General features: G+C 61.9%; 10 protein-coding genes. 4 read left to right on the forward strand and 6 right to left on the reverse strand.

Translation table 11 applies throughout. The annotated features are described in order from the left end of the window. Positions 1–15: 15 nt before the first annotated feature. Both AC1U7K_RS01745 and AC1U7K_RS01750 read right to left on the reverse strand, forming a co-directional pair. Positions 16–3,348 carry an efflux RND transporter permease subunit gene (locus AC1U7K_RS01745; RefSeq protein WP_480249075.1) on the reverse strand — a complete coding sequence of 1,111 codons (3,333 nt, stop codon included), beginning with the start codon at positions 3,346–3,348 and terminating at the stop codon, positions 16–18. Between the two features lie 217 nt (positions 3,349–3,565). Further along, positions 3,566–3,934 (reverse strand): hypothetical protein, encoded by a 369-nt coding sequence (locus AC1U7K_RS01750; RefSeq protein WP_480249076.1) that lies wholly within the window; start codon positions 3,932–3,934, stop codon positions 3,566–3,568. 303 nt (positions 3,935–4,237) lie between these two features. Between AC1U7K_RS01750 and AC1U7K_RS01755 the strand changes: the two genes are divergently transcribed. From AC1U7K_RS01755 to AC1U7K_RS01765, 3 genes are all read left to right on the forward strand, one after another. Then, positions 4,238–4,462: a hypothetical protein gene (locus tag AC1U7K_RS01755; RefSeq protein WP_480249077.1), complete on the forward strand. Its 225-nt coding sequence runs from the start codon at positions 4,238–4,240 to the stop codon at positions 4,460–4,462. Between the two features lie 61 nt (positions 4,463–4,523). Next, positions 4,524–4,727 carry a hypothetical protein gene (locus AC1U7K_RS01760; protein WP_480249078.1) on the forward strand — a complete coding sequence of 68 codons (204 nt, stop codon included), beginning with the start codon at positions 4,524–4,526 and terminating at the stop codon, positions 4,725–4,727. A gap of 73 nt (positions 4,728–4,800) precedes the next feature. Then, positions 4,801–5,220 (forward strand): response regulator, encoded by a 420-nt coding sequence (locus tag AC1U7K_RS01765; protein WP_480249079.1) that lies wholly within the window; start codon positions 4,801–4,803, stop codon positions 5,218–5,220. A gap of 50 nt (positions 5,221–5,270) precedes the next feature. On the opposite strand, the gene AC1U7K_RS01770 is transcribed toward AC1U7K_RS01765, so the two are convergent. From AC1U7K_RS01770 to AC1U7K_RS01780, 3 genes are all read right to left on the reverse strand, one after another. Next, a complete protein-coding gene (locus AC1U7K_RS01770) occupies positions 5,271–8,948 on the reverse strand; it encodes an aldo/keto reductase (protein WP_480249080.1) in 3,678 nt (1,225 codons plus the stop codon). A 104-nt stretch (positions 8,949–9,052) separates the two neighbouring features. After that, positions 9,053–9,268, reverse strand: a complete 216-nt coding sequence (locus AC1U7K_RS01775) for a hypothetical protein (RefSeq protein ID WP_480249081.1) — start codon at positions 9,266–9,268, stop codon at positions 9,053–9,055. A 103-nt stretch (positions 9,269–9,371) separates the two neighbouring features. Next, complete coding sequence (locus AC1U7K_RS01780; RefSeq protein WP_480249082.1) at positions 9,372–9,518, reverse strand: hypothetical protein; 147 nt, start codon at positions 9,516–9,518, stop codon at positions 9,372–9,374. 173 nt (positions 9,519–9,691) lie between these two features. On the opposite strand from AC1U7K_RS01780, the gene AC1U7K_RS01785 reads away from it, so the two are divergent. Then, entirely contained in the window at positions 9,692–11,137 is a 1,446-nt protein-coding gene (locus AC1U7K_RS01785) for an NAD-dependent malic enzyme (protein ID WP_480249083.1), read from the forward strand. Positions 11,138–11,156: 19 nt separating this feature from the next. Here AC1U7K_RS01785 and AC1U7K_RS01790 read toward each other — a convergent pair whose 3' ends face one another. Beyond that, positions 11,157–11,651, reverse strand: a complete 495-nt coding sequence (locus tag AC1U7K_RS01790) for a c-type cytochrome (protein ID WP_480249084.1) — start codon at positions 11,649–11,651, stop codon at positions 11,157–11,159. Between the last annotated feature and the right edge of the window lie 95 nt (positions 11,652–11,746).

The following is an 11,746-nucleotide window of genomic DNA, read 5'->3' on the forward strand; positions in this document are numbered from 1 at the left end:
GAGTGGCGGCGCGGCTCATGGCTGTTGGTCGTCTTCTCTCGCATCATGTTTGTCTCGACCGCCGCTCGGTGCGACAGCGAATGTGCCCGCCGAGCGCCTCCGGACGATGGCATGGAGCACGGGAATGAACAATAGCGTCATGAAGGTCGACACCAGGAGCCCTCCGATCACGGCCCGCGCGAGCGGCATGTTGGCTTCGCTGCCTTCGCCGAGGCCGAACGCCATCGGGGTCAAGCCCATCACGGTAGCCAATGAGGTCATCAGAATCGGTCGAATGCGAAGGCGCCCCGCCTCGACCACCGCGTCCTCCAACGGCATGCCTTCCATCAGCCGGTTGTTCGCGAAATCGACCAAGAGCACGCTGTTGGAGACCACGATGCCGATCATCATCAGCGTTCCGATGAGCGATTCGACGTTCACGGACGTGTTGGTGGCCAACAACATCCAGATGACGCCGATGAAGCCGAGCGGAACGGCGAACATGATCACGAAGGGGTCGAGCCACGAGCGGAAGAGTCCCACCATGACGAGATAGATCAGGATCATGGCCAACGGCAGCGTGCCGGCGAATCCCTTCAGCGCCGCCCGCATGCTGTCGATCTCACCCTTGAAGTCGAGTTTAACGTCCTGCGGCAGCTTGAACTTCGCGATGGCGTCTTCAACCTGGCCGGCCACGCGACCGAGGTCGTTCCCTGGTACGCCGACAAGCACGTCGATCGTCCGTTGTAAATTGTAGTGATCGACGGTTTCCGGCCCGGTCTTGCGAGTGACATCGACGATGTCACGCAGGACGGTCGGGGAGAGATGCCCGTCTACGCCGCCACTGCCAGGCAGCGTCGGCCGCTCCGGGAACGGGGTTTGACCCATGACGAGCGAGCTGCCTCGCACGCCGCCGGTGCCGCTCACCGCCATCGCCGGATGTTGCACCTGTTTGCCGACCAGCGGCATGTTCAAGAAATCGTCGAACCGCACCAACACTTGTTCGGGGAACTGCGTGACGACGAAGTAGGCGTTATTCGATCGCGGGTCGATCCAGTACCCGGGGTTCAGCGTGACGTTGGAGCTGAGACCGGTGATGAGATCCGTCACGATTTGCTTTTCATCGAGCCCGACATACGCGGCCTTGGCTCGATTGATGTCCAAATGAATCTCCGGGTAGTCCATCCCTTGGCGAACTTGCGCGTCCGCCGTGCCGGGGACGGCGGCGGCGAGTTCGCGGAGTTGGTTTGCCGTGTCGGCCAGGACGTTCAACTTCGGTCCGCTGACTTTGATGTCGATCGGCGCCGGCATTCCGGCGTTGATGACGTCGCTCACGATCCCGCCGGTCTGGAACGAGAACTTGAGCCCGGGGAGCTCACGGGCGAGCTTGGGCCGCAGGCGATCGATGATGTCGTCGGTGCGGACGGCATGCTCCCGTTTCAAACTGACGAGGAGAAACGCCTGATGTGGCCCGTTCACGGGGCTATAGAGCACCATCCACCCCTGGGGCAAGCCGATATTAGCAACCACCTGCTCGAGTTCGGATTCCGGGATCTCTTCCCGCACGAGGGTTTCGATCTGTTTGACGATCGCCTCGGTCTTCTCGATTCGGGTCCCTTCCGGCGCGGAAATGTTGAGAATGAATTGCCCGGCATCGACCTTCGGAAAGAATTCCGTGGCCAGCAGCGGGGCCATGAACAGCGATCCCACGAACGTGAGCGTCACCGTCATGATCACGAGCGCCTTGTGCGCGAGGCACCATCGGAGCACGTGGACGTAGCGGTCGACGAACGGGTCGAACAGGTTCAGCCGATTCCAGAGGGCGACCATGCGGCCGAAACCAGACGGCCTCGATCCACTGTTCATGGACTGTTGTGGGGTTGAGGCGCTGTGACGGACATGCGTGTGCCGCAGCAGGCGTTCCATCGCCACCGGTGCGACCGTCAGCGCGACGAGGTAGGACGCGATCATGGCGTAGGCGACGGCCAATGCGAGCGGTACGAACAAGAACTTGATGATGCCGGTGAAGAACGCAATCGGCAGGAATACGAGAAAGACGGTGATGGTGATCACCAACATCGGCATGGCGACTTCGCTGACCGCGTCCCCAGCCGCTTGCATCGACGTTTTTCCCATCTCCAAGTGGCGGTGGAAGTTCTCCACCACGACGATCGCGTCGTCGACGAGCCGTCCGACCGCGAGTGCCATGCCGCCGAGGGTCATGATGTTGACCGTGTGCCCCGTGAAATAGAGGCAGATGAAATCCGCGGCGAGGGAGAGCGGAATCGCGATGGCGACGATGAGCATCGAGCGGACGCTGCCGAGGAACAGGAGCACCATGAGGCAGGCGAGGCCGCCGCCGAGGGCCAGTTCGTGCAGCACCGTGTCGATCGCCTGACGAATGTAGAGGGACTGATCGAAGAGCAGTTTGACATCGACGTCTTTCGGCAGGCCGATCAATTTCGGGATGATCGCCTTGATGCCGTCGATCACCTCCAGCGTATTGGCGCCCGCCTGTTTCATGATCGGCAGGTACACCGCCCGGCGCTGGTTGATGTTGACGATATTGACCTGCACCATCGTCGAATCGACCGCGCGCCCCACGTCTTTGAGAAAGACCGGTACGCCGTTGACGATCTTGATCGGGATGTCGTTCATCTGGTCGACGACTTTGATCATGCTGTTCGTATAGACGTTGTAGTCGAGGTCGCCGATCTTGACGTCGCCGGCGGGCAACAGGACGCTTTGCGAGTTCACCGCGTCGACGATCTCGTGAGTCGAGACGCCGCGCGCCAGCATCCGCTCGCGATCGAGGAAGACGGTAATTTGCCGGACCGTCCCGCCGAACGTGGTGGGGTACATGATGCCCGGCACGTTGCCGAGCTGCGGCCGGACGGTGAAATAGGCGAGGTCGCGGACTTCCTTTTCCCCGAGGGTCTCGCTGCTGGTCGTCTGGACCGCAATCGGCAGGTTGGCGGCGCCGAATTTGATGATGATCGGCGGAAAGATGCCTTGCGGCAAATAGCGGAGGTTGGCGTAGGTCAGACTCGTGATCTCCGCCAATCCGGCATTGACGTCATACGACGGATGAAAATAGATCTTGATGAGGCTCACGCCCGGCAGTGACCGGGATTCGATGTGCTCGATGTAGGAGGCCTGGAGAAAGGCCTGCTCCAAGCGCAGGGTAATCGCCCCTTCGATCTCGGACGGCCCCATGCCTTTGTAAAACGTCGCGACGGCGACCACCGGCATGTTGATCTCCGGGAAGATGTCCACGACCATCTTCTGGTAGGACACCACGCCCAACATGACGACGATCAAGCTGATCGCAATGACGGCGTAGGGGTTTTTGAGTGAGGCGCGAACCATGGACCGCCTACGTTAACACACTTTTCCTCATCAGCTTGGCCCTCCGCGACGCACGGCGGTAATCAGACAGTATCAATCAGAGGTAATCACAAAACGTGCCTCGTGTTCGTCTGCCGCCCTTTGGCACATGGGGGACACTGAGAATGGAGGCCACTTGCCACAATCGGACGAGGGAATGGAGGCGTCGGCATGAGGTTTAGGTGAGCCACAGTCCGCGCTATGGATTATGCGGCAAAGTGCTGCGCAACGTCGCTCTGAGCGGGTCCTCGATCGGCATCAGTTCCTCGCCGCGGATCACTTCGACTTCACCAGGCTCCGGCCGCCTGGTCCGCAACTGGCGCAAATTGGGATCCGGCCGGGCGCGGTGTTGTTGCTGATGAAACCACCGACCCACCTCCTCATTGGCTCGGAGACTGCTCAGGAGCGGATCGGTGGCACCAAACAGCGGGCTAGCCGGATCACGACGTCCGCCCCAGTCCTTCATCTCGCCGAAGACGACACTCGAAAGCGGAAGGGACGCGACGAGGACGGCAGTGAAGACAATCGCACGATGAAGCGTCGTATTCGTCATGAGTGAAAATCCCATCAGGGTTCTCTCGCGTTGAATCCTACGCTTCTCGCGAGTATCCGTCAACTCACTGCATACGTACTTACCACCGATCTCCTTCTCGCCGTCGAGCGCTTTTGCACGCGTCGCACTGTGCGGACGTTTACGCCAAGGCGTCCGGCCTGGGTGTCGGCGCCCTAAAGCGCCAGGGATGCGCCATCACGATTTCTGGCGTACATGATCATGTCTGTGCTCGCCAAGGGTCTCGAATGCCGAAGCGGACCAACTATTGCATCGCCCGCCTCAGTTAAAGCGACACACTCGCCCAACCAAGGAGGACCTATGGAGACCGTTCGTCACGGCCGGCCGGACCGTAACATCGAGGTCCACATCCTCCGCCTCCTGCGATCCCACCGTCGTCTCACCTTTCTCTCCATGGCCGAGGCTGCCCCGCAGTACACCTGGCGCGAGTTATTGGATGCATTGCACCGTCTCAACCGCAAAGGCCGGGTCTCTTTGACTCCAATGCAATGGGACTACGAGGTGATGCTTGCCGCGGGACCATAACGTCGTGAGGAGCCCGAGTCCCCGGATGTCTTCTAACGACACGTCCACGAGGGAGGCCGTCATGATCTGTCCACGGTGTAGCGGCACGATGGTGATCGAGGAATTTGTGGATCAGCGGAGCACTCAGGAGGGATTCGCGGGCGCCCGCTGTTTGAACTGCGGCCACATCGACGATGCGTTGATTCGCGCGAACCGTGTACGGCTGCCGGTCAAGCTCCGGACGAGGTCCGCCCGCCATGCCATCGCCGCGCGTCTGGTCACGTGACCGTATGGCGCGCGACTCTGTGACGATTCACCCAAGGTGGTGATCCAAGCGGGCTAGGGAAGGAGTGTTCGCCATGAACCGATCAGTCGTCATGGTCGTGGATGATGAGGAGCCGGTCCGTCATGTGTTGAGCGTGCTGTTGACGCGAGCCGGCTATGAGGTCGATGTGGCGGAGGACGGTCGGGCCGCGATCGCGCGACTACACGAGCGGCCGTACGACGCGATCATTACCGATTACCGGATGCCGGGGATGAACGGCATTGAGCTGGCCGCCCAGGGCCGACAGCTCCAACCCGAGACTCCTATCATCGTGATGTCGGGAGAAGTCTCGACTCCTACCGGGGGGATGGTGAGCGCGGGCGTCTATGCGTGGCTGTCCAAGCCGATCGATCAAGGACAACTGCTCCAACTGCTGCGGGCTGCGATTTGCGAGTCGGTCAGCGCGCGCCTTCCGGTGAGTCATGGCATCCCGGCTACGCCGAGAGGCATGTGATCGCGCAGATTGCATCGCCGTCCTCTCCTGGCCCCGCTCGTTCATATGCGTCAGTCTGACGACAACCCTCTTCTCATCGCTTCATAGATCGGCCGGACGTCGGGGAGCGGTGCCCAGGAGAGGATCGCCAACGAATCGGCGACGTACGCCGGCGTCCGCATCCCGTTGAGCACGGACGTCACACCGGGCGTGCTCGCGACCACCCAGAGCGCCTTGCGGGAGAGCGACTCGCGGCGCTGAGCCGGTGGAAGGAGAGGGTCGAGGGCTTGGGCGAGTACCGTGGTCTTGGCCCGGCTCTTGAGGGTCGCTTCACGTCGGAGTTCTTTGAGCAGTCGCAGCAGTTCGGGCAGATAGCGAGCTTGCCACTCGTGCCAATCCTTCGCTCTGTCGTCGGTAAAGTACTGGGTGAGCGCGCGCAGCACCTGGTTGAGATGGGGCGCGATCATTTGGTTTTCAACGTGCTCCCAATGCTCGGCGTTTTGCACCTGCGGCCGAATCTTGGCCAGCTCCTCGGCCCAGGTGAAGTACTCATCCGGGGGCGTGCCTTGCCCGCCGGTTTGGATTTTTGATGCGAACTCGCGGCGGTACTCCTCTTCCAGGGCGGCGACGACCTTGCGCTGGTCCTCGAACCGGACCTCCTGCGGCTCCACGGAAAGGTCGGCGAGCCGAATCATGGCCCCGCCGGTCGGTGGAATCGCGTTGAGCGGACGGTTGACCAGGACCGCAACTCTTTCCACCTGCGCCACGTGGAGAACCGGCTGACGGCCGTCCGGGCCGGTATTCGGAACGAGCGGGGCGCCGGACTCGAACAAATTCATCGGCAGTTGGAGCGTCTTGAAATGATGGTGGTCACCACCGGCTTTTCGCGCAGCCTCCAGCATCCGGGACAACGACGTCGCCTCCGGGTTCGTCGGCTCGGCCGTACAGGTATTGGAGGAGACGCCATAAGCACGAATGGCGCCGGCGCTCACTTGGGTCTCGAGATAGCGAAAGGCCTGTTCGAGCCGGCCGTAGAATTCTTCTCGTACCCGGCCCAGATCGTTTTCGCCTCGGCGGTGCGCGTCCGAGAGAAAGTATTCGACGTTGTGGAGCAGAAGCACGTCCAGCGTGTCGAGGCCGAGGCGGTCGAGGGAAGCCGCGAGTTGGTCGGCGAGGAAGTCCGGATGCAAACAGTGCCACAGGCCTTCGGCGTACTTCACCATCTCGGGATACGGCTTGCCGGCCTTTTCCCGCGCCTGCGCGCGCCGGAGATTGTCGCCTTGCACGTAGCCGATTTTCGAGACGACGACGACTTCGTCCCGCTGCAGCCGGCCATTGGCGAATAGCTCTTGCAGGACCTGACCGACGAGCCGTTCGCTGTCACCATCCATATAATTGGTCGAGGTGTCGATGAGGTTGCAGCCGGCTTGCAGCGCATTGACCAGCGCCTGTCGGTGCTCTGCGTCACCGGTGCCCGTGCGATAGGTGCCAAAACCCAGCCGGCTGACGGTGAGGCCGGTTGACCCCAGAGCCGTGTACCCACGCGCGAGGTCTGCGCCCGCGTCCGGACGTGCGATCATGCGAGCCGCGTATCGGGCCGTTCCTGCCGGCGTGGCGTATCCGGGTCGTCGTGCGCCGCGCAGCGCCGTCGAGAGTGATTCAGGCGCTTCCGCCTGGTGGGCGGCGAGCGCAGTGGCGAGATCGGCTGCATTCGTGATGGGCGTCTGACAGGCGAAGTTGCGGCAGATGTAGACGGCAGCCCGCCCGTTTACGAGCCCTTTCCCCGCGACAAGAGGGTGGCGCGGATCCGGTCCTTGCGGATCGAAGTGGGCGATGACGCGATTAGGCAGATAGTGCCGATTGACCTCGACCCGCAACGCCTCGTATCCGGCTTCTCCTTGCGTGCCGATCAGTGCGATCTCGACGGGGCCGTGGAGCAGCAAGTCGGCGACGGACAGGCTCTTGGCGAAGGCGCGCGGATAGCGGCTGACCTGTGCGCCGTATGTCCGAACCGCGTCGGAGGCGGCTCGGCGAAAATCCTCCCGTGCAAAATGAAACGACAAGCGCGCCAGCGCCATGGCCGCCACCGCATTGCCGCTGGGCGTCGCCCCGTCGGGACCTTCACGACTTCGCACGATCAACGCTTCGTGGTCGGCCGCGGTGGTATAGAACCCGCCGTGCTCGGGATCCGAGAAGTCGGTGATCAGCCGGTCGGCGACCCGCACCGCTTCTTCGAGATAGCCTTCATGCGCCCCCGCTTCGTACAGGTCGATGAGGCCTTCGCACAAGAACGCGTAGTCTTCCAGACATGCATGAACGTGCGCTTTGCCCGCGCGATAGGTCCGGTAGAGGCCACCGTCGGGCCGCCGCATCGCGCGCAACAAGAAGTCCGCGGCTTCCTCCGCGGCTTCCAGATAGCGGCTTTCGCCGAGCACCCGCGCCCCTTCGGCCATCGCGCTGATCATCATGCCGTTCCAGGCCGTCAGAATCTTATCGTCGAGCCCGGGTGGCACGCGGCGACGTCGCGCGTCGTAAACCAGCGGTTTGATCCGCGCGATCGTCTCCCGCAGGTCGGCCGCTGAGATCCCAAGGTCCGTGGCCACCTCCTCGTACGAACGTGGCGTGTTCGGGATGCTCTTGTGTTCCCAGTTGCCGCGATCTGTGATGTCGTAATAGGCACAGAACCGCCTCGCGTCCTCGGCGTTCGGCACCGCGGCTCGGATCTCCTCCGGCGTCCACACGAAAAATTTGCCCTCGACGCCTTCCGAGTCCGCGTCGGTGGCGGAATAAAATCCGCCCTCCGGGGAAGTCATCTCGCGCAGAATGTACTCGAGGGTTTCGGTGGCAACGCGGCGGTCGTTGGCTTCGGCCGTTACCTGATACGCTTCCAAGTACGTCCGGGCCAGCAAGGCGTTGTCGTACAGCATCTTCTCGAAGTGCGGCACCAGCCACCGCTCATCGGTGGAATAGCGGGCAAACCCGCCGCCGATATGATCGTACATGCCGCCGGCCGCCATGCCGTCGAGCGTACGGCGTACCATCTTGAGAATCTGATCGTCCCGGGTACGAGCATAGCGCCTGAGCAGGAACGAGAGCCCCGTGGCGGGCGGAAATTTCGGCGCGTGGCCGAAGCCACCGTAGCGCGGATCGAATTCCTCGGCGTACTGGGTGACGGCCGCGTCGAGCTCCGCTTCACCGATCGAGGTCGCCGGCGCGACTTGCATCTCTCGGCGTAGCCGCTCGGTCAAGTCTGCTGCTTGGCGGCGAAGGCCGGGGGCGTCTTGTCGCCAATAGTCGGCCACCTTCTTCAGCACGGTCGCGAACCCCGGGCGGCCCCACCGGTCGGTAGGTGGAAAGTAGGTCCCGGCGAAGATCGGTTGCTGTTCCGGCGTGAGAAAGACCGTCATCGGCCAGCCGCCTTGGCCTTGATTCATGGCCAAGGTCGCCTGCATGTAAATTTCATCGAGGTCGGGCCGCTCTTCCCGGTCGACCTTGATGCAGACGAAATGCTCGTTCATCAACGCCGCGATGCGTTCGTCTTCGAACGATTCGCGTTCCATGACGTGGCACCAATGGCACGCCGAGTATCCGATCGAGAGCAGGATCGGCTTGTTCGTGGCCCGAGCCCGCTCCAGCGCTTCCGGTCCCCAGGGATACCAATCGACCGGATTGTGCGCATGCTGAAGAAGGTAGGGGCTAGTCTCGTGGATCAGGCGATTGGGACGGCGGGATGCGGCAGATTCGGCCATACTGGCACCGTATCATCGGCGCAGAGGAAGGGTCAACCAAGACACAACGGCCCGCGATCTCCATGAAGGAGCGCGGGCCGCGTGCGGGATTGACGACTGTTTCGCTACTGCTTGGCTTCGCTCTTTTTCTTGTGGCCCTTCTTCTTCCCGTGGCCTTTTTTCTCCATCTTCTTTTCCGGGGCCTTTTCCTCTCCGGCTGGCGGTGCGGAAGGAGCAGGCGCCGGCGTGGTTGGAGCAGGAGCCGTTTCCTGAGCGAACGTGATGGTTGTGAAGCTCATGAACAACAGCGCGGACAGAGCAAGAACGCCGATACGGGTCATCGAGAGTGCCTCCTGTTGGGATTGTGAATTCGGCCCGCCTACCGATGCGAGGGTCTGGGCGGGCCGAGGTTGAGGTTTGAGAAGGAACCGACGGACGAGACCATTACTTCTTCGTATCCTTCTTCTTCTCGTCCTTCTTCATGTCCCCCTTGGTTTCGGTCTTCGTACCACCCTTCTCATCGGCAAAGGCGACCGCATTCAGTCCGACGAAGAACATCACCGCGAATGCTGCTACCATTAATTGCTTCATGGCCTGTCCCTCCCTTTCTACGAGTGGTGCCGCTTCATCCCTTACGAGGGCCTACCCTAATCAAATCGCGGAGGCATGTCAACGAATCTCGGATGGCCGCTCGGCGATCGAGAAGCCGGACGAATGTGGTACTCTTTAGCAAAGCCGTCAACAGGCGCGGCGCGCGAAGATCTATGGGCGACGTTGAAACATTTTCGAATTACCGCTTGACGGTCAGACTGGAACTGACGAACCAACCCGGGATGTTCGCCAAGGTCGCCACCACATTGGCCGAGGAGGGCGCCAACCTCGGCGCCGTCGATATCGTCTCCGCGACACCGGAGATCATGATCCGCGACATTACCTTCGACGTGCAGAGTGAAGCGCACGGAGAACGGGTTCTGAAACGGCTCAACGACCTACCGAACGTCCGTGTCGTGTCGGCCTCGGATCGTGTGTTCCTCCTTCATCTCGGCGGCAAAATCCGCGTCGAAAGCAAGCTTCCGTTGCGGACCCGCAATGTCCTCTCCATGGTCTACACGCCCGGTGTCGGTCGGGTTTCGCAGGCCATCGCGCGCGACCGCATGAAGGCGTATGCGTTCACGACGAAGGGCAACAGTGTTGCGATCGTGACGGACGGATCGGCGGTCCTCGGGCTGGGAAATCTCGGACCCTATGCAGCCTTGCCGGTGATGGAGGGCAAGGCGATGTTGTTCAAGGAACTGGCCGACATCGACGCGTGGCCGCTGTGCCTCGACACCCAGGACCCGAACGAAATCGTCCGCATCGTGCAGGGAATTGCGCCGAGTTTCGGCGGGGTCAATCTCGAAGATATCAGCGCGCCCCGCTGCTTTGAGATCGAGCGCCGCTTGAAAGAAGTGCTGGACGTCCCGGTCATGCATGACGACCAGCATGGGACCGCCGTAGTGATCCTGGCTGCGCTGACGAATGCCTTGCGAGTTCTTGGGAAGCGGATGGAGGACGTGCGGATTGTCGTCAATGGGCTCGGGGCGGCTGGGCTGACGTGTTTTCAGATGCTGCTTGCTGCCGGGGCCGAGAATTTGATCGGCTGCAGCCGGCAGGGCATTGTGCTGGCGGGTCATGGGAAGCAATTGCGCGCGAACCGTCATCGGCTTGCGGATTGTCTCGACCCAGAGCACCCGCGCGGCAGTCTGCAAGATGCGCTCAAGGGGGCCGATGTCTTCATCGGCTTATCCGTCGCGAACGTCCTGACGGCCGTGGACTTGGATTTGATGCGCCCCGACCGCGTGGTCTTTGCGATGGCCAATCCCGACCCTGAAATCGAACCTCGCTTGGCGCTGTCCCATTGCCGGATTTTCGCGACGGGCCGATCCGACTTCCCCAACCAGATCAACAACGCGCTGGCCTTTCCCGGCATCTTCCGAGGGGCCCTCGATGTGCAGGCCCGTGACATCAACGAGCCGATGAAGCTCGCCGCCGCACAAGCCATCGCGGACCTGGTCCCGTCCGCCGCGCTGAGCGAGGATTACATCATCCCCAGTCTCTTCGACAAACAGGTCGTCCCGCGTGTCGCGAAAGCCGTGGCACAGGCGGCGATCGTCTCGGGCGTCGCCAGGCGCGCCGCGAAGGCTGGAAGCAGCGGTTACCTCACCGAATAGGCCCAGCTGCGATTCCCATTTACTGTCCGTTCGCTGAACCGCCCAGGCTCAGCTCGTAGAGCAACACTTTCCAGCCATCGTCTTCGCTCAGGAATTGCCCGACGATCGGCAGCATGCCCGTGCCCGGCACGCGACCAGATTGACCGAGGCTGCCGTTCTTGAGCACCCACATCAACTCGCCCGGCGTCCGATATTTCTTGAAGTTGGGATTCGTAAAGTTTCGCGGCTGAATCGGCAGGACTTTGGCTGCACCGCCGTCGCCTTTCCCCTCGGATCCGTGGCACTGAAAACACGTTCCCCGGCCGAGGAAGATTTGCTTCCCTTCCGCCAAGATTTCGGGGGTCGGCTCGAACGGCGGCTTTTGCGCCTTGGCGGCCGCGATCTCACCGGACGGCACGCGCGGGATCTTAATGTCGAATTCCCCGGCGGGCTGGCCGTACCCGGAAGGGTCGGCTGCGTATCCAATTGAAGAACAGGCCAGCACCGCTGCAATGAAAAGAACCGGTCGATACATGACGCCTCCTATCTGTCTCGGCCCAACGTTCGTGTTTGCCGAGCGATTGCGATGAATGAAAGCCCGCACTGTATCATGGGTTGTCTGACTCGGAC

Source organism: Nitrospira sp. Vd2 (genome assembly GCF_979581665.1).